22 protein-coding genes are annotated in these 22658 nt (G+C 38.5%); 16 read left to right on the forward strand and 6 right to left on the reverse strand.

The window, feature by feature from the left end; translation table 11 throughout:
• Positions 1-123 precede the first annotated feature (123 nt).
• From D1092_RS01965 to panB, 10 genes are all read left to right on the forward strand, one after another.
• A complete protein-coding gene (locus tag D1092_RS01965; protein ID WP_120121953.1) occupies positions 124-2346 on the forward strand; it encodes a RelA/SpoT family protein in 2223 nt (740 codons plus the stop codon).
• Positions 2347-2362: 16 nt separating this feature from the next.
• Complete coding sequence (gene pyrE / locus D1092_RS01970) at positions 2363-2941, forward strand: orotate phosphoribosyltransferase (RefSeq protein WP_120122752.1); 579 nt, start codon at positions 2363-2365, stop codon at positions 2939-2941.
• Between the two features lie 107 nt (positions 2942-3048).
• Positions 3049-3621 carry a DUF2062 domain-containing protein gene (locus D1092_RS01975; RefSeq protein WP_120121954.1) on the forward strand — a complete coding sequence of 191 codons (573 nt, stop codon included), beginning with the start codon at positions 3049-3051 and terminating at the stop codon, positions 3619-3621.
• Positions 3622-3658: 37 nt separating this feature from the next.
• Positions 3659-4060 carry a holo-ACP synthase gene (gene acpS, locus D1092_RS01980; protein WP_120121955.1) on the forward strand — a complete coding sequence of 134 codons (402 nt, stop codon included), beginning with the start codon at positions 3659-3661 and terminating at the stop codon, positions 4058-4060.
• Between the two features lie 80 nt (positions 4061-4140).
• Complete coding sequence (lepB, locus tag D1092_RS01985) at positions 4141-4953, forward strand: signal peptidase I (protein ID WP_120121956.1); 813 nt, start codon at positions 4141-4143, stop codon at positions 4951-4953.
• Positions 4934-5641 carry a ribonuclease III gene (rnc, locus tag D1092_RS01990; protein ID WP_120121957.1) on the forward strand — a complete coding sequence of 236 codons (708 nt, stop codon included), beginning with the start codon at positions 4934-4936 and terminating at the stop codon, positions 5639-5641. Before lepB ends, rnc begins: the two co-directional genes overlap by 20 nt.
• Positions 5634-6539: a GTPase Era gene (era, locus tag D1092_RS01995; protein ID WP_120121958.1), complete on the forward strand. Its 906-nt coding sequence runs from the start codon at positions 5634-5636 to the stop codon at positions 6537-6539. Before rnc ends, era begins: the two co-directional genes overlap by 8 nt.
• Before the next feature lie 26 nt (positions 6540-6565).
• Positions 6566-7312 carry a DNA repair protein RecO gene (gene recO, locus D1092_RS02000; protein ID WP_120121959.1) on the forward strand — a complete coding sequence of 249 codons (747 nt, stop codon included), beginning with the start codon at positions 6566-6568 and terminating at the stop codon, positions 7310-7312.
• A gap of 28 nt (positions 7313-7340) precedes the next feature.
• Entirely contained in the window at positions 7341-8201 is an 861-nt protein-coding gene (panC, locus tag D1092_RS02005; RefSeq protein ID WP_120121960.1) for a pantoate--beta-alanine ligase, read from the forward strand.
• Positions 8198-9013, forward strand: a complete 816-nt coding sequence (gene panB, locus D1092_RS02010) for a 3-methyl-2-oxobutanoate hydroxymethyltransferase (RefSeq protein ID WP_120121961.1) — start codon at positions 8198-8200, stop codon at positions 9011-9013. The genes panC and panB overlap by 4 nt, the downstream gene beginning before the upstream one ends.
• A 605-nt stretch (positions 9014-9618) precedes the next feature.
• On the opposite strand, the gene D1092_RS02015 is transcribed toward panB, so the two are convergent.
• Positions 9619-10236 (reverse strand): YfbR-like 5'-deoxynucleotidase, encoded by a 618-nt coding sequence (locus D1092_RS02015; protein ID WP_120121962.1) that lies wholly within the window; start codon positions 10234-10236, stop codon positions 9619-9621.
• Positions 10229-11101 (reverse strand): CAF17-like 4Fe-4S cluster assembly/insertion protein YgfZ, encoded by an 873-nt coding sequence (gene ygfZ, locus D1092_RS02020; RefSeq protein WP_120121963.1) that lies wholly within the window; start codon positions 11099-11101, stop codon positions 10229-10231. Before ygfZ ends, D1092_RS02015 begins: the two co-directional genes overlap by 8 nt.
• 64 nt (positions 11102-11165) lie before the next feature.
• Between ygfZ and D1092_RS02025 the strand changes: the two genes are divergently transcribed.
• Positions 11166-12494 (forward strand): dihydroorotase, encoded by a 1329-nt coding sequence (locus D1092_RS02025; protein WP_120121964.1) that lies wholly within the window; start codon positions 11166-11168, stop codon positions 12492-12494.
• 374 nt (positions 12495-12868) lie between these two features.
• Here the strand turns inward: D1092_RS02025 and D1092_RS02030 are convergent, their stop codons facing one another.
• Positions 12869-13255 (reverse strand): TIGR02301 family protein, encoded by a 387-nt coding sequence (locus tag D1092_RS02030; protein WP_120121965.1) that lies wholly within the window; start codon positions 13253-13255, stop codon positions 12869-12871.
• A 464-nt stretch (positions 13256-13719) separates the two neighbouring features.
• Between D1092_RS02030 and cysS the strand changes: the two genes are divergently transcribed.
• From cysS to pssA, 5 genes are all read left to right on the forward strand, one after another.
• Positions 13720-15228 carry a cysteine--tRNA ligase gene (gene cysS / locus D1092_RS02035; RefSeq protein WP_120121966.1) on the forward strand — a complete coding sequence of 503 codons (1509 nt, stop codon included), beginning with the start codon at positions 13720-13722 and terminating at the stop codon, positions 15226-15228.
• Between the two features lie 43 nt (positions 15229-15271).
• The gene (locus D1092_RS02040) at positions 15272-15943 is read left to right on the forward strand and encodes a DUF421 domain-containing protein (protein WP_120121967.1); all 672 of its coding nucleotides are present in this window, start codon (positions 15272-15274) and stop codon (positions 15941-15943) included.
• Positions 15944-16050: 107 nt separating this feature from the next.
• On the forward strand, positions 16051-17934 hold the full coding sequence (locus tag D1092_RS02045) for an ABCB family ABC transporter ATP-binding protein/permease (protein ID WP_120121968.1): 1884 nt from the start codon (positions 16051-16053) through the stop codon (positions 17932-17934).
• A gap of 113 nt (positions 17935-18047) precedes the next feature.
• Positions 18048-18746: a phosphatidylserine decarboxylase gene (locus D1092_RS02050; RefSeq protein WP_120122753.1), complete on the forward strand. Its 699-nt coding sequence runs from the start codon at positions 18048-18050 to the stop codon at positions 18744-18746.
• 9 nt (positions 18747-18755) lie between these two features.
• Positions 18756-19598, forward strand: a complete 843-nt coding sequence (gene pssA / locus D1092_RS02055; protein WP_120121969.1) for a CDP-diacylglycerol--serine O-phosphatidyltransferase — start codon at positions 18756-18758, stop codon at positions 19596-19598.
• Positions 19599-19659: 61 nt separating this feature from the next.
• Here the strand turns inward: pssA and D1092_RS02060 are convergent, their stop codons facing one another.
• From D1092_RS02060 to D1092_RS02070, 3 genes are all read right to left on the reverse strand, one after another.
• The gene (locus D1092_RS02060; protein ID WP_120121970.1) at positions 19660-20409 is read right to left on the reverse strand and encodes an SDR family NAD(P)-dependent oxidoreductase; all 750 of its coding nucleotides are present in this window, start codon (positions 20407-20409) and stop codon (positions 19660-19662) included.
• Between the two features lie 2 nt (positions 20410-20411).
• Positions 20412-21902 (reverse strand): amidophosphoribosyltransferase, encoded by a 1491-nt coding sequence (purF, locus tag D1092_RS02065; RefSeq protein WP_120121971.1) that lies wholly within the window; start codon positions 21900-21902, stop codon positions 20412-20414.
• A gap of 78 nt (positions 21903-21980) precedes the next feature.
• Positions 21981-22562 (reverse strand): CvpA family protein, encoded by a 582-nt coding sequence (locus D1092_RS02070; protein ID WP_120121972.1) that lies wholly within the window; start codon positions 22560-22562, stop codon positions 21981-21983.
• Between the last annotated feature and the right edge of the window lie 96 nt (positions 22563-22658).

Raw genomic sequence — 22658 nt, forward strand, 5'->3', positions numbered from 1 at the left:
ACAGCGGTTGATATTACAGGGGTGAAGATACCTTGTCATATAAGGAGCAGTTATTTTTCTTATCCTTTGATAAGGCGTGTTCAATAAGGGTTAGAGGCGTGAAAAGATAAAGGATATGCTCGTATGATGCGTCAGCGTGAGCTTGTTGGGCGTGTTCAGCGTTACAAGTCTGACGTAGATGAGGCTCTCCTAAACAGAGCCTATGATTATGCAATGAAAAAGCATGCACATCAAAAGCGTGCTTCAGGTGATCTTTATTTTTCCCATCCTTTGGAAGTTGCTGCTATTTTAACGGATATGCGGTTAGACGAGGCAACGATTGCTGTTGCTCTTTTACATGATACAATTGAAGATACAAGTGCTACGCGGGCAGAAATTGATCAGCTTTTTGGTTCTGAAATTGGGAAGTTGGTTGAAGGGCTTACAAAGCTTAATAAGCTTGATCTTGTATCAAAGAAAGCTGTACAGGCAGAAAATCTTCGTAAACTTCTTATTGCCATTTCTGATGATGTTCGTGTTCTTTTAGTCAAACTTGCAGACCGCCTTCATAATATGCGTACCCTTGGTGTCATGCGTGATGATAAACGTCGACGAATTGCTGAGGAGACAATGGATATTTATGCGCCACTTGCGGGCCGTATGGGGATGCAAGATATGCGCGAGGAATTAGAGGATCTATCTTTCTTTTATTTAAATCCAGAAGGTCATCGTACGATTACCAATCGACTTTCTGAATTATTAAAGCGCAATCGTGATTTGCTTTCCACAATTGAAAATGAATTGACAAAACTTTTTTTGGAAAATGGTATTAAAGCAGATGTTAAAAGCCGTCAGAAGAAATCTTATTCAGTTTTTCGTAAAATGGAAAGTAAAGCATTATCTTTTGAACAATTATCGGACATTTTTGGATTTCGTGTGATTGTTGAAACGGTGGATGATTGTTATCGTGCTCTTGGTGTTATCCATACGACCTGGCCGATGGTTCCTGGTCGTTTTAAAGATTATATCTCTATACCAAAGCAAAATGATTATCGTTCTATTCATACAACCATTGTAGGACCTTCAAGACAACGTGTTGAATTACAAATTAGAACGGCTGCTATGAATGAAGTTGCTGAATATGGGGTTGCAGCCCATTCCATATATAAAGAGCACGGTTCCAATTATTCGACTTCGAAATTATCAAGTGAAACGAATGCCTATGCATGGTTGCGTCAAACGATACAATCTTTATCTGATGGAGATAATCCGGAAGAATTTTTAGAACATACAAAACTTGAGCTTTTTCAAGACCAAGTTTTTTGTTTTACGCCAAAAGGTCGATTAATTGCTTTTCCTAAAGGCGCGACACCTATTGATTTTGCTTATGCTGTCCATACAGACATCGGTGATTCTTGTGTGGGCGTAAAAATCAATGGTCGTATTATGCCTTTAATGACTAAATTAAAAAATGGTGACGAAGTTGATATTATCCGTTCACACGCTCAAATTCCACCAGCTGCATGGGAATTTCTTGTTGTCACAGGTAAAGCACGTTCAGCTATTCGACGCGCAAGTCGAGCAGCGGTACGTAAGCAATATTCGGGTTTAGGATATCGTATTCTTGAGCGTTCGTTTGAATATATGGGAAAACAATTTTCAAAAGATATTTTAAAGAAAGTTTTGCCACGTTTGGCACGTAAAGATGTAGAGGATGTATTGGCTGCTGTTGGGCGTGGAGAGTTGTTTTCCGCTGATGTGATTAAAGCGGTTTATCTTGATTATCAAGAGCGTGTAGTACAAAAGTCATCTTTTAAGCCTGGGGAGGAAGGGTGGTTTAATATTGAAAATGCTCAAGGGATGATTTTTAAGGTTCCAGAAAATGAAAAGGATGCAATGATAGAGGATCATCAATCTAAAGCCTTACCTATTCGAGGAACCAGTGGAGATATACCTGTACGCTTTTCACCGGAAGGGGCTGTCCCTGGAGATCGGATTGTTGGCATTATGCAGCCAGGTGCGGGGATCGTTATTTATCCAATCCAGTCTTCGGCTTTGATGGCCTATGATGATCAGCCAGAACGATGGATTGATGTTCGCTGGGATATTGATGCCCAAATGAATGAACGTTTTCCTGCAAGGATGAATATTTTGGTTGTCAATAGTCCTGGTTCTTTAGCTGAAATTACGCAAATAATTTCTGCTAATGATGCCAATATCCAAAATTTATCTTTTATCCGTACAGCACCAGACTTTACAGAAATGATGATTGATCTAGAAGTTTGGGATTTAAAACATTTGAATCGTATTTTTTCTCAGTTAAAAAAGGCCGATTCAGTTAGTACAGTGCGGCGGGTTCATGGATAACAAGGAAGATTTTGCAATGAATACACAAGATGTCATTGATATTTTTAAACAAGCAGATGCTATTCTAGAAGGGCATTTTATTTTAACATCGGGACGCCATAGTGCAACTTATATGCAAAAGGCAAAAGTTTTTATGCATGCTGACTTGACGGAAAAGCTCTGTCGTGGATTGGCTGAAAAAATCAAAGAATCTATCGAGGAACAAATTGATTATGTTGTTGGTCCCGCAATTGGCGGTCTTATTCCTTCGTATGAGACTTCACGTCACCTTGGTGTTCCTTCTCTTTGGGTAGAGCGTGTCAATGGCGTCTTTGAATTGCGTCGTTTTGACATCAAAAAGGGTGCGCGGGTTGTTATTGTTGAAGATATTGTGACAACGGGTCTTTCTATTCGTGAGACCGTTGAGGCCCTCGCAGCAGCAGGAGCAGAGGTATTGGCAAGTGCATGCATCCTTGATCGCTCTGGTGGTAAGGTTGATGTTGGCGTTCCGTTGATTGCGCTAGCTGAATACGAGATAGCTTCTTATGCGAGTGATGCACTTCCTGCAGATCTTTCTGCTCTTCCAGCGATTAAACCAGGAAGTCGAAATATTTAGTCGAAATATTTAATTGTCTTTCTACTTTTTTTTATGCAAAAACTTAAAAAGATTAATTTGGGTGATATAGATGATTTTATCATCAAAGGATGTATATTGAGAGTCATATGCTTTTTCGTCGTCGAGAACCAGTAGATTTTGTAACGCGTATTCGACTTTGGTTATGGCCACGTCGTTCATTTTCTCGCTCATTTTCTTATATCTATAAACGTATTTTGCGTATATCAGCAACACCGCATGAGGTTGCATTAGGGTTTTCTATTGGCATTTTTTTAGCCTGTTCTCCTGTCTTCGGTGTGCATATTATTTTGGCAATATTTTTTTCTTGGATTTTGCGTGCAAACGTTGCAGCTGCAATCATTGGGACGTTTTTTTCTAATCCACTTACATTTTTATTGATTGTCATGGCTGATTATAAAGTAGGGTATTTTTGTTTATCGCTTTTTAGCGATGTCAATGAGATCTCTCTTTCTCAAATTCGCGCTCTGTTTAACGGTTTGACGGTGTCAAATCTCTCTCTCCTTTTTAAAGGTGCATGGAACACAATTATGAGTCCTATGATTTTAGGTGGAACTCTTTTAGGTATTGTTTTGGGTGGTTTATCTTATATAGGTGTTTACAGAGCAACGGTTCGTTTTAAACAAAAGCGATATCAAAAGATTATAAAAAAAGGCGTTTAAAGAAGTGCTCATCGTAAGAAAGATCGGATAATATCTTATGATTGTTGGTCTTGGAAATGATTTGGTTGATATACGACGTATTGAGAGAATCTTGGTTCGCTATGGCGAGCGTTTTACCCAGCGTATTTTTACGGATATTGAAAGGAATAGGTCCGAAAATCTCAAAAAGAAGTCTTCTTCTTATGCGAAAAGATTTGCTGCTAAAGAAGCATGTGCTAAAGCCTTAGGGACGGGAATCGCTTATGGTATCAATTGGAAAGACATGGGGGTAGTTAATTTGTCTTCTGGAAAACCAATTATGCAATTAACAAATGGTGCGCAAGTGCAACTTCAAAAATTATTACCCCCTCATCATGATGCAGTTATTCATCTCAGTATCACAGATGATTTTCCTTGGGCACAGGCATTTGTTATTATTGAAGCACTTCCACGTGGATAGATGGCGTGAGAGATTGTGCTTTTATTATTTGAATATTATGATGAAAAAAAGTTATATTTGTGATGAAAAGGCAGTTGGTGATGGTCCAGAAAGATAAAATACATAAAAAAGAAAAAAAAGGTGGAATTTTTGAATTAATTTCTGTTTTAATACAGGCTCTGCTTTTAGCAGCGTTTATTCGGACACTTTTTTTCCAGCCTTTTAGTATCCCCTCCGGTTCCATGCGTCCTACTTTATTAGTGGGGGATTATCTCTTTGTTTCTAAGTATGCATATGGATATTCTCATTTTTCCATTCCCTTTTCTCCGCCCCTTTTTTCGGGACGTATTTGGGCATCCCAACCTAAACGGGGAGATGTGGTCGTTTTTCGTTTACCAAGTAATCCGAAGATCGATTATATAAAACGCGTTATTGGGCTACCAGGTGATCGCATACAAATTCGTCAAAGCGTCCTTTATATTAATGATAAGGCTGTTTCACGCCACTTTATGGGAGAGATTGATAATTCTGATATAACGGAAGTAAACTATCCTGTTGAAGTCTATCGCGAGACATTGCCTAATGGTGTTCGCTACGATACGCTTGATTTAGCTTTCATTCCAAAAGTTGATGATACAAAAGTCTTTGAAGTGCCACAGGGACATTATTTTATGATGGGGGATAATCGCGACAATTCAGATGATAGTCGTTTGGATGTAGGCTATGTTCCAGAAGAAAATCTTATTGGTCGCGCGAGCGTGATTTTCTTTTCTATCAGTAACGGTTCAAGTGCTTGGCAGATTTGGCGTTGGCCATTTGATGTACGTTGGAAACGTTTGTTTTCTTTCATAAATAAGGTTCATGATTTGCCGCTTATCAAGCAAGGAAACAACGATGAAACCTCTCATGATTGATCAGCTTTTCAAGCTGACGGGGCATCGTTTTAAAGATGAAGAAAAATTAAGAAGAGCATTAACACACGCGAGTGTACAAGATTCGGAACAAGGGAATTATGAACGATTAGAATTTCTAGGGGATCGGGTTCTAGGACTTTTGATCGCAGAGATGCTGTATCAACTTTTCCCTAAAGCAAGTGAAGGAGAACTATCAGTCCGTTTGAATCATCTGGTCAATGCGCAGACATGTGCTGATATTGCACGTGAAATGAGGCTGCCTGATATGATCCAAGTTGGTTTTGAGATGAAAAATTTTGAAGGGCGTCGACTCATCAATATGCATGCAGATGTTGTAGAAGCTTTGATTGCAGTGATGTATCTTGATGGAGGATTAGAGAGCGTTCGTCCCTTTATTCAAAAATATTGGCAAAGTCGGGCAAAGAAAATGAATGCTGGTCGACGTGATGCCAAGACAGAGTTACAAGAATGGGCGCATATCCAAGGTAATGCACAGCCATATTATCAGATTATCAAACGCTCAGGTCCAGATCACGATCCTGTTTTTATAGTAGAGGTTAGTATTTCAGGTTTTGCTTCAGAGATTGGGCAGGGGAGCTCTAAAAGATATGCTGAAAGAATGGCCGCTGAAAAAATTTTGCGACGAGAGGGTGTGTGGAAAACAATAGGAAAGAATGATCATGAGTGACGTTATGAAAACGCGTTCTGGGTTTGTTGTGCTCATTGGGATGCCTAATGCTGGTAAATCGACATTGGTTAATCAATTGGTTGGAACAAAGGTATCAATTGTAACGCATAAGGTACAAACAACAAGAACTTTAATCCGCGGTATTGTCATTCATGATGATGTGCAAATTGTCTTGATTGATACACCGGGTGTTTTTCGTCCCCATAAGCGCTTAGAACGCGCCATGGTTTCTGCTGCTTGGGGAGGGGCTAAGAGCGCTGATGTTCTACTTGTTTTAATTGATGCTCAAAGTGGCCTTTCGGATGAAGTTAATATGATGTTAGATATTGTAAACACTATGAAACAAGAAAAAGTTCTTGTTTTAAATAAAGTTGATACAGTTGTTAAATCATCTCTTCTAGCATTAACCACTAAAATAAATGAACGTGTAAAGTTTGCGCAAACATTTATGATTTCTGCCCTAAATGGTTCTGGTTGCAAGGATTTACTTCATGCGTTGAGTAACATGATGCAGGAGGGGCCATGGTATTATCCGGAAGATCAAATTTCCGATATGCCTATGCGTCATCTTGCTGCTGAAATTACGCGAGAAAAACTTTTTCTTCGTCTCCATGATGAGCTTCCTTATTCCTCAACGGTTGAAACAGAAAGCTTTGAAGAGCGTTCAGATGGCTCCGTTAAAATCAATCAAGTCATTTATGTAGAGCGTGAGAGCCAGAAGAAAATTATTTTAGGAGCAAAAGGCGATACAATTAAAACGATTGGTCAAGCAGCACGCAAGGAGCTCATGGAAATTATGGATCAAAAGGTTCATCTTTTTCTTTTTGTTAAAGTGCGTAATAATTGGGATGCCGATCCAGAACGTTATCGCGAAATGGGATTGGATTTTTTAAAATAACATTTTAAAAAAATAATTAAAATACAATGAAATGGAAAGAACAAGCTGTTATTCTTGGGGCACGCCAATATGGTGAAACAAGTGTTATTCTTGAGATTATGACGCGTGAACGTGGTCGTTATATGGGGGTGGTAAAAGGGGGACGTTCGCGTCGTATGGCAGCTCTTCTTCAGCCTGGAAATTTTGTGGAGGCTGAATGGAGTGCGCGTTTAGAAGAGCATTTGGGACTTTTTCGCCTAGAAGCACTTGATTTACATGCGGCACGATTAATTTGTCTACCAGAAGCACTTTATGCTTTGCAATTGGTTACTTTTCATTTGAGGCTTCTTCCTGAGCGTGATCCGCACCCCGTTTTATATGATATTTTACACATTTTTATGCAGAATTTTGATGAGCCATTTGTAAATGCAGAATTACTTGTACGTTTTGAAATGCGGCTTCTTGAAGAACTTGGTTTTGGTCTTGATTTATCTTGTTGTGCTGCAACAGGTCGTCAGGAAAGGCTTTATTACGTATCGCCAAAATCTGGACGGGCTGTCTGTGAAGAAGCGGGGGAACCTTGGAAAAAAAAGCTTCTCATTCTCCCACAGTTTCTTGTGCAAAGAGCGACTCGTCCGGCTGATTTTAGGGATATAATAAATGGTTTTAATTTAACGGGTTTTTTTCTTATGCGTCATGTCTGGGAGCCACGAGATATAAAACAGCCATCAGTCCGAATGAATTTGATACAGTTGTTTGAGCGTCGTTTTGGTATACAGACATTCATCTTTTGATGTGATTATAATTGAATAGAATGGGAAAATGAAAATTTTAAAGACAATTTCTGAAGTTCGCCAATATACTTTAGAAGAACGAAGTTTAGGCTTTTCGATTGGTTTTGTTCCAACAATGGGAGCTCTTCATGAGGGGCATCTAGCATTAGTACAGCGTGCAAAAGCAACGTGTGATCGTGTATTAGTTTCTATTTTTGTCAATCCAAAGCAATTTGGACCAGATGAAGACTTTGATCAATATCCAAGAGACTTGAGAAGCGATTGTGCTTTATTGGAAAAAGCAGGTGTTGAATGTGTTTTTGCACCTTCTGTAGATGAAATGTGGCCCTTGGGAAATGATACAATTGTGCAAGTGAAAAAATTATCACGTATGTTAATGGGAAAATTACGTCCAGGGCACTTTTGTGGTGTAACGAGTGTTGTTGCTAAGCTTTTTAATATTGTTCAGCCCGATAAAGCTTTTTTTGGAGAAAAGGATTTTCAACAAATTTTAATTATTCGGCGTATGGTTGAAGATTTAGCTTTTCCTGTTGAAATTATTGGAGTCCCTATTTTGCGTGAAGCAGATGGTGTTGCGCACTCTTCGCGAAATAGACTTTTAACATTAGAAGATCGTAAAGCGGCAAAAATTATTCCTGAAAGTGGGAAAGCTGCTGAAAAGCTTTACCATGAAGGTGAGCGGTCTGTTGATAAGTTATGCAAAGTTGTTCGCAATATTTTACAAAAAGAAACGCGTGCAATTGTTGAAGCAATAGATTTACGGGATATGGAAACCTTATGCGAGGTCAAAGGAACATTGAATAAACCAGCAGTTTTACTTCTTACTGTTCGCTTTGGTGAGGTAAGGCTTATTGATCAATACATATTGCAAAAGAAGGGCGGAAAATGAGTATCCATAAAACTGTAAAGCGTATAACATCTTCTCAAATACGCGAAAGAAAGGGACAGCAGCCGATTGTTTCTTTAACAGCTTATCAAGCTTATACTGCGCGGATTGCCGATCCTTATTGTGATTTTCTTTTGGTTGGTGATAGCGTTGGTATGGTCGTCTATGGGTTTGAGACAACACTTCCTGTAAGTTTAGAGATGATGATTTTGCACGGGCAGGCAGTTATGCGTGGTTCTCAAAAGGCCCTTGTTGTTGTTGATATGCCTTTTGGTTCTTATGAAGAAAGTAAAGAGCAGGCTTTTTTAAATGCATCGCGGATTCTTGCACAAACGGGGTGTGGGGCCGTTAAGCTTGAAGGTGGAGTTTATATAGCGGAAACAATAGATTTTTTATGTAAACGTGGCATACCAGTGATGGGACATATTGGTCTTACGCCTCAAGCGGTCAATCGTTTTGGTGGTTTTAAGACACAAGGACGTAAAGAGAGTGATTGGCAAAAAATTGAAGCCGACGGAGCCGCGATTGAAGAAGCTGGTGCTTTTGCTATTGTTTTGGAAGGGATCGTCGAACCTTTAGCCGTAAAATTAACAGAAAAGCTTTCTATTCCAACAATCGGTATTGGTGCATCTAATCAATGTGATGGACAAGTCTTGGTGATGGAAGATATGTTGGGCTATGGTGCTCATGTACCCAAATTTGTACGTCGTTATGGAGACCTTGAACAAGCCATGGAAACCGCAATCAAAAATTATGCAGAAGATGTCACATCCCGTGCCTTTCCAGCGGATAGAGAAGTTTATAAACTGAAATAAATTTTAGTTTAAGCTTAAAAGTTCGATAAGAGAACATGTGTCTATTTTATAATGAATGTACATTATTTCATATATTTTTGTATGCAATTTTAGCTATGGTTTTTTATTACTTTAATGGAGAAAATCTTCTCATGTAGAATAGAATGTCATTGGGGTGCTAATTTACATACTTTTTAAAAGAAATATTTAGACATCTAATTCTATTTTGCGATGGTATTCGTAAATAGTATAACAGGAAAGTTCCTAGGAAGTGTGTAAAATTTAGAAAGTACGATCATCTTTACGCTTCATAAAAAAACAAGCGGGTAACATCACACACTTTGCTAACTTTCAATATTGCTGACGAGCGCTTGCCACTTGAGAGAGGTCATAGGAGGTATTTTTAGTCCTCTTGTATAGTTTTTATTTGATAGTTTTTAGTCCACACCGCTCTCCCCGCTTATGACGTGTAAGCAAACGGTTTTGATTGATTCAATTAAATAAATTCGAAATGAGCAAATTCTACGATATTCAGATCTTTCATTTAACAGGAAAAAACAACCCATTATTATTATAAATCAGTTTGAATGAGTCTATAATGACAAGAAATCAACAATGTAAAGAGTCTATAATTTTGGGGTGTCTAAGTCATTAAAGCGCGTTAAAAATACGTTTTCAACTTGTTGTGTAGAGGAGGGGTATAAATTAAGATCATCGGGTAAAATATTATTGGGAGAGCCAAAATAGCGAAGGGCTTCTTCTGTATTAAATCCAGCAAGCGTGATTGCTTCGTGATATGCAGCAATACGGTCAGCTTGTTTTATTTTTTTTAAAAGTTTTTGAGAAAGATCAACGGGAAGAGAAAATCGCATGTGGATCGCATCTTGGATACGCTTTTCAATGCGTTCATAGTGTTTTCCTATGACAGCTTTAAAGGGTGAAATTATATCGCCGATGACATATTCTGGTGCATCATGAAGAAGAGCACAGAGACACTCATACTTCAGCGACTGCGGAAAAAGTTTTTGAAATATTTGTTCAACCAAAAGTGAATGTTGAGCAACGGAATAGGCATGCTCTCCTCGTGTTTGCCCATTCCAACGTGCTACACGAGCAAGCCCATGGGCAATATCTTCAATTTCAATATCAAAAGGAGAAGGATTAAGAAGATCAAGTCTGCGTCCAGAGAGCATTCTTTGCCAAGCGCGAGCTTCTCCACTTTTTAATAATTCAGCTTTAGCCATGCGTATTTTCTATAGTATTTTCAGGAAAGGTAAAATTCATGTTTTCAGCAATGCTTATAGTGACAGGAATATTTTTTACAGTAAAGGGAATGTTATGATCCATAGCATCTTTGACATGGTCAATACGCATTAAAGCGAGAGCCTCATTTGCAACAGATGTCCCCAAGCGTCCAAGCACTTTTGTTCCTGCTTCAATGCTTGATTGAGGGGGGAGGTCACATTGGCCTTTTACAATCAAAATACGGCGGCGTGCTGCATGGCGGTGGTGCATTCGTGAAACAATTTCTTGTCCAATATAACACCCTTTGTTGAATGCCAATCCATTAATTTGATCGTAATTAATATCATGAGGAAAGACTTTGCCGATTTCATAGTCTTGATCACTTTCTGCAATTGCATAACGAATTCGCAATTGATTCCACGTATCATAATTTTCTGAGGCCAAAAAAGGAGCTTTGCTATAGATTCGTATTATTTTTTCTTGTTTTGGAAAGCGTTTATCAACAAAATTTGAATCAAAACTTAAAGTATCTGATTCATTTTTCCAAGAAACTATAACAAGCTCTTGTAATGGTTGTGTAATTTCTACTTTTTTACGCAGCTTATAGAGTAACAGACGCTTGTAGAGTGTATCGGCCAAAGACATCACAATATCAATAAAATAGCTACCCTCTCTTTTACCGATAAGAAAATCAGCAAGGACCTTTCCTTGTGGGGATAAGAGGGCTCCAGGGAAAATTTCTTGGGGACTTATTTTTTTTACATCTGTCGTGATCAGGGATTGCAGAAAATCTGTTGCTTCTTCGCCTGTAATTTGAATAATTTTGCGATTTTTTAAGCAAATGGCATTTTGTTTTTCAATCATGGTTCTTGCCTTTCTGCTCAAAGTTACATAATCGATAAGTGAGCAATATGTAAGGAGCGTGGCTATGTTTAAAACATTTGATACAATTTTTAAAGGTGCAACACTTGTGAATCATGATGGAAAAAGCAAGCGTGATATTGGTGTTACAAATGGCCGTATTGCTGAAATTGGTGACCTTACATGCGCCTCGGCTGGTGAGGTGATTGATTGTACGGGGCTTCATATTTTGCCGGGAATTATTGATAGTCAAGTGCATTTTCGTGAACCTGGCAATGAATATAAAGAAGATTTGGAAAGTGGCTCATATTCTGCTGTGTTAGGGGGGGTTACAACAGTGTTTGAAATGCCGAATACCCATCCATTGACAACATCAGAAGAAACATTAAGAGATAAGGTTAAGCGCGGATTTCATCGTATGCATTGTGACTTTGCATTTTGGGTTGGAGGAACGCGTGAAAATGCTCATGAACTCTCTGAATTAGAAAGACTTCCTGGTGCGGCTGGAATTAAAGTCTTTATGGGATCTTCTACCGGCGATCTTTTGGTTAATGATGATGAAAGTGTACGCCTTATTTTAAAAAATACACGCCGTCGTGCAGCTTTTCATTCTGAAGATGAGGAAAGACTCAAAGAACGTAAAATACTGCGTATTGAAGGGGATGCGTCCTCACATCCGATTTGGCGTGATGAGGTTGCGGCGTTAAAATGTACGCAGCGTTTGGTAAAAATTGCCCATGAGACGAAAGCACGCATTCATGTGTTACATCTTTCGACAGAAGAAGAAATTGATTTTCTCAAAAAACATAAAGATGTTGCAACAATTGAAGTGACACACCACCATTTGACTCTCACGGCTGATGATTATAAGAAGTTTGGTACATTAATTCAGATGAATCCACCTATTCGTGAATCGCGCCACCGTGAAGCTCTTTGGTACGGTGTTCAACAGGGGATTATTGATGTTTTAGGCTCAGATCATGCGCCTCATACCCTTGAGGACAAGCTTCAATCTTATCCCTCTTCACCTTCAGGAATGACAGGAGTGCAAACAACGGCAGCCATTATGTTAACACATGTGAATGCAGGAAAAATATCTCTTGAGCGTTTTGTTGATCTCACATCACATGGCCCTAGTCGTATTTTTGGTATAAGCTGTAAAGGACGTCTTGCTGTTGGGTATGATGCTGATTTGACTATTATTGATCTTAAGCGAGAAGAAGTGATGATGAACAGTTTAATTGGTTCGCGTGCCGGTTGGACACCTTATGATGGTCAAAAGGTTAAAGGTTGGCCTGTCGGGACTATTATCCGTGGTATGCGCGTTATGTGGGAAGGTGAAATTGTCACGCCTTCACAAGGAGAGCCTGTTAAATTTATAGAAACTTTGGTGTAAACAGCATAAATTTTATCCTATTATGCCACAAAATACTATCATTTAAGGAGAAGGTATTTCAGTCTCTTTAATACATAAGTTTTTTATGCGTGGTAAATATTTTTAGGCTTGTTACCATGAGTGGGAAGACAAGAGAAATTCAATAGAACTTGGACTATTGACAAACTAAGTTGGTAAGAATGTTCGTCCTTTGAGGTGTGGAGAAGAAGCCAAAGAGCGATACGGGAAAAGCTGCTCATAAGAATACAGGCACATCGAGGCATTATTCTTCACAAGTTTCTTTATTTTCGAGAAGATAACAGATTGCTCTATTCATTTGTGAGGAGGGTATTATTGCTATCACTTAAATGACAAGGACATATTTTTTATACAGGTTAGTTGTTATAATGCATGAGAAGATTTTCAGATAAAGCTCTTCCTTCTTTAATATATCTTTGATTGGCTTCAATGGCAGCTTGTGTACAATGATGATAATTTTCTGAGAAAGCGCGATACGCTTCATTAAATGCGTCATAAAAATAAGCACGTCTTTGTGGAATGGGGTGTTCTGCTTCAATGAGTGCGTTCATATAGTCATACCATTGATTTATTGGCACTTGGTTTGTTGGAGGCACACAAAGATTTTGGAGAAAATGCAGGGATCCCAAAATTTCTGCGAGGCGAAGTAATTTTTTCTCATAAGGTGGAGACTGTTGTGCAAAGGTTGGCATCGAAATGACAATAAATATTAAAAGAATGATTTTTTTCAATTTATTACGCATTATTTTGATTGCTTTCTTTTGAAAATAATTGTGTCATGAGAACGATGTAAAAAATAAGATTAATTGCGGACATTATTCTCAATGATTGATGATGAAATATAGGGCGTAGGAGATAATAAGGAACCCATTGTGAAATATTGAAAATACTGATGAAGCTTTATGGGGTTAAAGTTTTAAGATCTTCTTCCTGTAATCTATTTTTCATATAAATATTTTATTGCCTATGGAATTTTTTCTAAACTCGTTTTTTTCAAGAAGAGAAAAGCTCTCTATCTGTAGAATGCTTTTGTCCAATCAAACAAAAGAGATTATTTTTATGATAAATGATGGAGATGTCTCAATAACTATAGGGGAAGAAGAATTGATGATGAGGTGAAAGCTTTAGTCTAAACCGCATAATGTGATCATTTGAGAGAAGAGACATCTAAAAGAACGGTGCGTAATATCGTTTACGGAGTATGATGATGAAAGAGTTGCGATTTTATAATACGCTGACACGTAAAAAAGAAAATTTTATACCAATAGATCCGACAAAAGTACGTCTTTATGTTTGTGGTCCAACAGTTTATGATTATGCGCATATAGGAAATGCACGACCTGTCATTGTTTTTGATGTTTTATTTCGCTTATTGCGCCATATTTATGGAAAAGATCATGTTCTCTATGCGCGTAATATTACAGATGTCGATGATAAAATTAATGCACGCGCCGCTTGTGAATATCCAAACGCATCACTGAATGATGCTATTCGTCAATTAACAGAACGCACATATTCTCAGTTTCAACAAGATACAATGGCGCTTGGTTGTCTATTGCCAACCAGCCAGCCACGCGCAACCGAACATTTAGAGGAGATGCGCGCTCTCATCGAAAGATTACTTGAAAAGGGTCACGCTTATAAAGCGGAAAATCATATACTATTTTCTATAAGGAGCGTAAAAAATCCACCCCATTATGGGGCATTTGCAAATCGTTCTTTAGATGAAATGAGGGCTGGGGCGCGTATCGATGTTGCTGCTTATAAAAGGGAGGAGATGGATTTTGTTTTATGGAAACCTTCTCTGGAAGGAGAGCCAGGCTGGGAGTCACCGGCTGGAATTCCTGTTTTAGGTCGTCCAGGTTGGCATATTGAATGTTCAGCAATGTCAATGGCAAAGTTATTAGCACCTTATGGTGGTGGTTTAACTTGTGATGATCCGACAGCGAATATTTTTGATATTCATGGTGGTGGACTTGATTTAATTTTTCCTCACCATGAAAATGAGATTGCACAAAGTTGTTCAGCTTTTGGGACGGAGCGAATGGCTAATTTTTGGATGCATAACGGCTTTTTACAAGTTGAAGGCAAAAAGATGTCGAAAAGCTTTGGCAATTTCATAACCATTCGTTCTGTTTTAGAGAACAATTTTTTAGAATTTAACGGTGTTTTAGCCGATGAAATGAAAGAAAATTGGGCGGGTTTGTCTGCACGTTTTTCGATGCTCCAAACGCATTATCGTGAACCATTAAATTGGACAGTGCAGCGTTTAATGCAATCGAGCAGTGAATTGTATCGTTGGTATGAATTGCTTCGCAGTAAAAAGAGTATGATGGAAAACAATGAAGCGATAGATGATACTTTGATAGATGCCCTTAGTGATGATCTTAATACGCCCAAAGCATTTACTCTTTTGCGAAAATTTTATAAAGCAGAAGATACTTTAGCTCTTGCTCATGGCATGAATATATTAGGACTATTACGACAAGAATGGATTAAAGAAATAGACTGTCCATTATTTATAAAAAAAACGTCTCTTGATTCAAAATTTATTGATCAGCGCATTGCCGAAAGATTGCGGCTTATCCATAATAAAGAGTGGGAAGCTGCGGATACAATTCGTGATGAGCTTGCAGCTAAAGGGGTTCTCTTAAAAGATAGTAAGGATCCGCAGAGTGGTGAGCGCATAACCGTGTGGGAAGTAAAACGATTCTAATTTCCCTATTCCAGCAGTTCTCATAAATTAAAGGGAGAATATGATGGAAATTTTATATCACTATGGATATATCGTGCTTAAGCTGGCTGTGGGTCTTGTTGCCTTCCTATTTATTCTAAGAACGACGGGTCGTGGAAGCCTTAGTCAGATGACACCCGTTGATCTGGTCAGCAATTTTGTTATGGGAGGTATTATTGGAGGAGTCATTTATAATCAGAATATTAGTAGCATTCAATTATTGCTTGTTTTACTGATTTGGCAAGCCTTAATTACCTCTTTTAATTTTTTGGCACGCTATTCAGTTTTTTTTCGCCACCTTATTGCAGGGCGGAATGTCACATTGGTTTTAGATGGGGTCTTTCAAATGGATAAGATTAAAAACTTAAGGCTCAATGTTAATGATCTTATTGCGATGTTACGTCTTAAAGGGTGTCACTTACATGAAGCTGCTTTTGTGCGTTTGGAAACCAATGGTGATTGTACTGTTATTAAAAAGGAAGAGGGGAAGAAATCGACGATTGTCGTAGAAAACGGTGAAGTTATTGATGATGGTCTTAAAGAGATTGGTAAAACAAAAAAGTGGCTTCAGGCAGAATTGAAAAAAAAGCATATAAAAGTTGAAAATTTATTTGCAGCAGAATGGTATGAGAATACAGATCAAAATAATAAACTGTATCGTGGATTATTTCTTGTTCCTTTTTCAAAAAAAGTCTAACCTTAAACAATGAATAGGTAGCTTATTGAAAAGTGTAAGAAACTTATAAACAACCACAGGGGGGTGTTTTGCCTTTTTCGTGTGGATGATAGAGAAGTAAGGGCTTTATGAAACGCAATGAAATGACAAAAACTGTGTCATCTGATACAGGGAAAACTCTGCACACACTTTATAATTTATGGCCTTATATGTGGCCAGCGGACCGGCGTGATCTAAAAATACGTGTACTATGGGCTATATTTTATCTTATTTTGTCCAAGCTCGTTCTTATATCTGTACCGTATTTCTTTAAATATTCTACGAATTTGCTTGATACAAACTTTCAGCTCCCTGAATGGTTTCCATCCAGTTGGATTATTCCTATCATGCTTGTTTTGGCGTACAATATTGCTCGTATTGTGCAGGCTGGATTAAATCAATTGCGCGATTCCCTTTTTGCAACCGTTGGTCAACACGCTATTCGTCAATTAGCTTATAAAACCTTTGTGCATATTCATGAGTTATCTTTACGATTTCATTTAGAGCGCCGAACTGGTGGGCTTTCTCGCGTGATTGAGCGTGGGACAAAAGGAATTGAAGCAATCGTAAGGTTCTCAATTCTCAATACCGTACCGACAATTTTAGAGTTTATATTAACCGCCCTTGTATTTTACATCAACTACGGATGGCATTATCTTCTCATTGTTGTTGCAACGGTTTTTTTATATACCTTTTTTACCATTAAGGCGAGTGATTGGCGTATTCGTATTCGGCAACAAATGAATACAGCAGATACTGAAGCAAATACGCGCGCGGTTGATTCTCTTTTAAATTTTGAAACGGTCAAATATTTTGGCAATGAAACTCTAGAAGCCGATCGTTTTGATAATTCTATGGCAGGTTATGAAAAAGCCGCAACAAAGATTTGGACATCATTAAGCTGGCTTAATTTTGGTCAGGCTCTTATCTTTGGTATTGGAATGACGATCATGATGCTAATGTCAGCTTATGAAGTTTTTTATAAGACACAAACTTTAGGGGATTTTGTTTTCATTAATGCCCTTTTAATGCAACTTTCCATTCCACTGAATTTTATTGGTTCAATTTATCGTGATGTTCGACAAGGTTTAACGGATATTGAAGCGATGTTCGATCTTTTAGATGTCCAGCAGGAGATCGTTGATAAATCGGATGCTAAACCGTTAGAGATAAGCGATGGGACCATTCGTTTTCATCAGGTAAAGTTTTCTTATGATTCGATGCGTCAGATTCTCAGAGATATTGATTTTGAAGTTCCTGGAGGAAAAACAGTTGCCATTGTCGGTCCATCGGGTGCAGGTAAATCAACCATTTCTCGATTACTTTTTCGGTTTTATGATGTTGATGCAGGCTCTATCACAATTGACGGGCAAGATATTCGTGACATAACACAAAAAAGTTTGCGTGAAGCGATCGGCATGGTCCCACAAGATACGGTGTTATTTAATGATACAATTGCCTATAATATTCGCTATGGGCGCCCAAGTGCGACAGATGAAGAGATGCACAAAGCCGCTGAAATGGCACAAATATCAAAATTTATTGAGATATTACCAGAAGGTTTTCAGTCTATGGTAGGGGAGCGTGGTCTCAAATTATCAGGGGGGGAAAAACAACGTGTGGCTATTGCACGGACACTCTTAAAAGCTCCCCCACTTCTTATTCTAGATGAAGCAACAGCAGCTCTTGATACGGCAACGGAACAGGAAATTCAACAAGCATTGGATATTGTTAGCCGTGGACGCACAACATTGATTATTGCACATCGTCTTTCTACGGTTATCAATGCTGATGAAATTTTGGTTCTTAAAAGCGGTCGTATTATTGAAAATGGGACGCATACAGAGCTCTTACGAAAGAAAGGTTTATATGCTTCAATGTGGAATAAGCAGCTTGAAGCATCGCAAGCTGAAGAAAAATTACGTAAAATGCGTGAACAAGACGAGACGGGTATTGTTAGTCGTAAAAAATAAGGTGGGCAAAATGTAATCTATATCTTTATATGGAGCGATTAATTAAATACATAAAAGCGGGAGGAACAAAGAGATTTATTGCTTGTTTAAGTTTACGACGAATAGGAAATGATATGAGTATTCTACAATCTGTCCACAATAGCTTTGTCTCGATTCATAAAGAAGGCTATCCTTTTATTGTAGCATTTTTTGTTATTTCGCTCATTCTCGGTTGGATATGGAGTCCGTTATTTTGGTGTGGTCTTGTTCTCACGGTGTGGTGTATATACTTTTTTCGTGATCCAGATCGTGTGATCCCTTTAAATCCCAATTGGGTTATCTCGCCTGCAGATGGGCGTATTTCATTTGTAGAATCATGTGTTCCACCTGAAGAATTAGGCTTAGGGAAAGATGAAATGGTCCGTATTTCTATTTTTATGGACGTTTTTTCATGCCATATCAACCGTATTCCTATCAGTGGTACAGTAGAGTCTATTGTTTATCATCCAGGTCGGTTTACCAATGCGGAGTTTGATAAGGCTAGTCAGTTTAATGAGCGGAATGGGATGGTCATTGAGAGCAAGCAAGGTAGAATTGCTATCGTACAAATAGCGGGGATGTTTGCTCGTCGGATTGTTTGTTGGTCAAAAGAAAATGATGCTGTTACCACGGGAGAACGATTCGGGTTGATTCGTTTTGGTTCTCGCCTTGATATTTATATACCAACTGAAATGAAATTGCGTGTTGCTGTTGGGCAGACAGCAATTGCTGGAGAGACAGTTTTAGGGTCTTTTGATGATAAGAGTTCTACAACGGACTTCAGATACGATTAGGACGACACAATGAAAAATTTTTCGCCATTTTCTTCATTCAATCCTGAGGGGCAGCATGATGATACTGCAAATCGGCGACGTTCACCTACATCAATGCGCTATGTTATTCCCAATATCATTACTATTTTGGCAATTTGCGCCGGGATGAGCAGTATTCGCTTGGCTTTTGAGAATCGCTATGAAGCTGCTATTTTAATGGTACTTTTGGCTGCAGTTTTAGATGGTGCTGATGGTCGCATTGCGCGTTTAATAGATGGTAGTTCATCTTTCGGGGCACAGATGGACTCTCTTGCTGATATTGTCAATTTTGGTGTTACCCCTGCACTTATTGTTTATTCCTTTATTTTGAATCAAGCACACCACATTGGTTGGGTTGCAGCTCTTGTTTATTGTGTTGCTTGTTGTTTACGATTAGCGCGTTTTAATGTGATGTTGGATAATACTGATGTCCCACAATGGCAGAAAAGTTATTTTGTTGGTGTTCCTGCACCTGCAGGAGCTTTACTCCTTTTATTGCCTACCTATTTAGGTACTCTTGGTTTGGTCCCCAATTGGGGGTGGGCATTATTTTTTAGTCTTTATACAGTCATTATTGCTTTTCTTTTGATTAGTCGTTTACCAGTGTGGAATGCAAAGACAATAGATCAAAACTTGAGGCGTGATATCGTTATACCTTGCATGTTAGTCATCGTTATTTATGTCGGTTTTCTTGCAACCTACACATGGAAAACTTTATTGATTACAGCTATTAGCTATATGATTTTTCTTCCCTGTAGTTTTATTGCTTATAATAAACGGGCTGCTTTAGAAGAAAAAAAGGCTGATACTAAAAAAACTATTCAAGAATCATAAACTCTTCTGTTGAGAAGCGCAGGAAAGAGAAAAATTTATCTATTTACGTTTCAGATGATTATCAATGAGGAGCATAATAATCCACAAACCGATTTTCACGGACATTAAAGAGTTTTCCAGTTTCCTTTAAATTAGGTGATAGCAAATGGACTATTTTTTTTGCAACCTCTTGTGGTGAGGGGAGCGTTTGAGGATCTTCGCCAGGCATAGCTTCAGCGCGCATGGCAGTGCGTGTGGCTCCAGGGTTAACACAATTAATCTTGATAGGGGTTTGTTTGAGTTCTTCTGCCCAACAGCGGGCAATCATTTCTAAAGCTGCTTTAGAGGCTGCATAAGCCCCCCAGAACGGGCGTGCAACATGCGCAACGCTTGAGGATAACAGGATAGCACGTCCAGCATCAGATTCACGTAATAAAGGCTCAACGGCTTTTATTAAGCGCCATTGGCTAAAAAGATTTATTTGAAAGACATCTTCAAAGATCGTGTTTTCTATATGCGCTATTGGTGAGAGTGTTCCAAGGATTCCTGCATTTGCAACGACAATATCCAGTTTTTTCCAGCGATTGGCAATTGAGAGTGCCAGAGCCTCGATATTTTCCATATGATGTAAATCGAGCGGAACGAGGGTAGCAAGAGCTCCTTTTTCTTGGATTTGATTGTCCAATTCAGTCAGTCCGCTGACTGTTCGTGCAAGAGCAATAATATGAGCACCGCGTGCAGCAAGCTCGAGTGCCAAATAATAGCCAATCCCTCTTGATGCACCAGTAACAAGTGCAACGCGCCCATGGAGACTAAAGTCACGTTTTGTCATCATTAATCTCTTGTTTTAAGAACAGATGATTGATGAATTTTAGAGAAATTTTCTTGATCAACCAGGTGCGTAGGATAATATCCAGTAAAATAATGGTCAGTAAATTGTGGATCGGCGTTATTTCGTTTTTCCCCTGCTACAGCAAGATATAATCCGTCCGTTGAAAGAAATTCTAAAGAGTCTGCTCCAATAAAATTGCACATAGATTTTAAATCTGGATATTGATTTGCTAAAAGACTTTCAGCTTTAGGTGTATCAATACCATAAAAGTCAGGATAGAAAATCATAGGGCTAGAGACACGCATATGAACTTCCTTTGCTCCTGCATCGCGAAGCATTCGTACAATTTTAAGCGATGTTGTTCCTCGTACAATAGAGTCATCAATCAGAATAACACGTTTTCCTTCAATCACAGAACGGTTTGCCGAATGCTTTAACTTGACGCCAAAAGCGCGAATTTGTTGTGTTGGTTCGATAAAAGTGCGGCCAACATAGTGATTACGAATAATACCAAGCTCGAAGGGAATTCCAATTTCTTGTGCATAGCCAATTGCGGCAGGTGTTCCACCATCTGGAACCGGAACCACAACATCCCCCTCACAAGGAGCTTCCTGCGCTAAACGGATTCCCATATTTTTGCGTGTTGTATAAACACTACGCCCTCCAACGATTGAGTCCGGACGAGAAAAATAAACATATTCAAATAAGCAAAGTTTTTCTGGTTTTGCATTTTCTGGTTGTATAATTTTTTTCGTAATTTTCCCATTTTTTTGTATTTCACATATGATGATTTCTCCATTTTTAACATCACGGACATATTTTGCTCCAATAATATCAAGGGCGCAAGTTTCAGAACAAAAGATAGGCTTACCATCAAGTTCTCCCATCACGAGAGGTCTAATTCCGGTTGGATCGCGTGCTGCAATAAGCTTTGTCCGTGTGAGTGCTAACATAGCATATCCTCCTTCTACTTGCCGAATCGCATCAACAAAACGATCAGAGGAAGATTCATAACGTGAGCGGGCAATAAGATGGAGAAAAACTTCTGAATCTGACGTTGATTGACAGATAGCACCAGAAGCGATGAGTTTACGGCGCAATGTAAGACCATTGGTAAGATTACCATTATGCGCAATAGCAATACCTCCAACTTTCAATTCAGCAAAAAGGGGTTGAACGTTGCGTAATGCCACTTCTCCAGTTGTTGAATAACGGGTATGTCCAATAGCACGATTTCCTGGTAAGCGCGCAAGCGTTGCAGGGTTTGTATAGTGATCACCAACAAGACCTAAATGCTTTTCTTGATGAAACATTTTATTATGGTAAGAAACAATACCAGCTGCTTCTTGCCCACGATGCTGAAGTGCGTGAAGTCCAAGAGCGGTTAATGTTGCTGCATCCTCATGCCCAAGAATGCCAAAAACCCCGCATTCTTCATGAAGGGTATCATCATCTAATGAAAATTTTTGACAAGAAATATCGCTTTTTATCATCATATCCTTTCAGTTGTGATAGGGAGGAATCATCCACATCACATTTTACATCATTTAATTTTCTCTTCTTATAAAAAGCTATTCTCCATTTTTGAGAAGTATTTTTTCATGAGGGAGTTGCTTATTTGTATGTTTATCGCTGTCTTTAAACAAATTTTCTGCCTTTTCGAGAACGGATCCAAGATCTTTTGGGAGTATTTCCCAAACTTTTTGTCCCAGTGAATCTAAAATAGGCCTTGTTCTAGCATTTTTTAACCAGTCTGCTTGGTTCTCGGGTTTAATAAGTGCATTAATCAGCAACATACCGATGACCATAATCAGTAAACCGCGAAGTGCTCCAAAAATAAAACCAACAGTACGGTCAAGAATACCAATTCGACTATCAATAATAAAATCGGAGATTTTCATTGTAATAATTGAAGTAATAATGAGAACAATAATAAAAATTGTGACCAATGTTGTGATCAATGCAATCATTTTATTAGAGAAATATTGTTCAAAGAAAGGCAAGACAGGTTTGAATAAAAACAGTGTCGTAACAGCTGCGATTGCCCAAGAAATCAACGATAACACTTCACGTGAAAATCCTCGAAGCATAGCAAGAAAAGCGGACAACAGGATGATTACTACGACAATTCCATCAAGGATTGTTATGATCATTTGTTTGTTCCTTATATATAAAGTTGTGTTCTTTAAATCTGTGTGCAAATATATTTTTGTTAGGTTATTTTTTATTCTTATAGCAAGGATATTTTG

This window comes from Bartonella krasnovii, from assembly GCF_003606345.3.
Taxonomy (GTDB): domain Bacteria; phylum Pseudomonadota; class Alphaproteobacteria; order Rhizobiales; family Rhizobiaceae; genus Bartonella; species Bartonella krasnovii.

Excerpts from the sequence above, each read along its gene's own strand:
- D1092_RS01965 (WP_120121953.1), top strand. The coding sequence starts at position 124 with ATGATGCGTCAGCGTGAGCTTGTTGGGCGTGTTCAGCGTTACAAGTCT.
- pyrE (WP_120122752.1), top strand. The coding sequence starts at position 2,363 with ATGAATACACAAGATGTCATTGATATTTTTAAACAAGCAGATGCTATT.
- D1092_RS01975 (WP_120121954.1), top strand. The coding sequence starts at position 3,049 with ATGCTTTTTCGTCGTCGAGAACCAGTAGATTTTGTAACGCGTATTCGA.
- acpS (WP_120121955.1), top strand. The coding sequence starts at position 3,659 with ATGATTGTTGGTCTTGGAAATGATTTGGTTGATATACGACGTATTGAG.
- lepB (WP_120121956.1), top strand. The coding sequence starts at position 4,141 with ATGGTCCAGAAAGATAAAATACATAAAAAAGAAAAAAAAGGTGGAATT.
- rnc (WP_120121957.1), top strand. The coding sequence starts at position 4,934 with ATGAAACCTCTCATGATTGATCAGCTTTTCAAGCTGACGGGGCATCGT.
- era (WP_120121958.1), top strand. The coding sequence starts at position 5,634 with ATGAGTGACGTTATGAAAACGCGTTCTGGGTTTGTTGTGCTCATTGGG.
- recO (WP_120121959.1), top strand. The coding sequence starts at position 6,566 with ATGAAATGGAAAGAACAAGCTGTTATTCTTGGGGCACGCCAATATGGT.
- panC (WP_120121960.1), top strand. The coding sequence starts at position 7,341 with ATGAAAATTTTAAAGACAATTTCTGAAGTTCGCCAATATACTTTAGAA.
- panB (WP_120121961.1), top strand. The coding sequence starts at position 8,198 with ATGAGTATCCATAAAACTGTAAAGCGTATAACATCTTCTCAAATACGC.
- D1092_RS02015 (WP_120121962.1), bottom strand. The coding sequence starts at position 10,236 with ATGGCTAAAGCTGAATTATTAAAAAGTGGAGAAGCTCGCGCTTGGCAA.
- ygfZ (WP_120121963.1), bottom strand. The coding sequence starts at position 11,101 with ATGATTGAAAAACAAAATGCCATTTGCTTAAAAAATCGCAAAATTATT.
- D1092_RS02025 (WP_120121964.1), top strand. The coding sequence starts at position 11,166 with ATGTTTAAAACATTTGATACAATTTTTAAAGGTGCAACACTTGTGAAT.
- D1092_RS02030 (WP_120121965.1), bottom strand. The coding sequence starts at position 13,255 with ATGCGTAATAAATTGAAAAAAATCATTCTTTTAATATTTATTGTCATT.
- cysS (WP_120121966.1), top strand. The coding sequence starts at position 13,720 with ATGAAAGAGTTGCGATTTTATAATACGCTGACACGTAAAAAAGAAAAT.
- D1092_RS02040 (WP_120121967.1), top strand. The coding sequence starts at position 15,272 with ATGGAAATTTTATATCACTATGGATATATCGTGCTTAAGCTGGCTGTG.
- D1092_RS02045 (WP_120121968.1), top strand. The coding sequence starts at position 16,051 with ATGAAACGCAATGAAATGACAAAAACTGTGTCATCTGATACAGGGAAA.
- D1092_RS02050 (WP_120122753.1), top strand. The coding sequence starts at position 18,048 with ATGAGTATTCTACAATCTGTCCACAATAGCTTTGTCTCGATTCATAAA.
- pssA (WP_120121969.1), top strand. The coding sequence starts at position 18,756 with ATGAAAAATTTTTCGCCATTTTCTTCATTCAATCCTGAGGGGCAGCAT.
- D1092_RS02060 (WP_120121970.1), bottom strand. The coding sequence starts at position 20,409 with ATGACAAAACGTGACTTTAGTCTCCATGGGCGCGTTGCACTTGTTACT.
- purF (WP_120121971.1), bottom strand. The coding sequence starts at position 21,902 with ATGATAAAAAGCGATATTTCTTGTCAAAAATTTTCATTAGATGATGAT.
- D1092_RS02070 (WP_120121972.1), bottom strand. The coding sequence starts at position 22,562 with ATGATCATAACAATCCTTGATGGAATTGTCGTAGTAATCATCCTGTTG.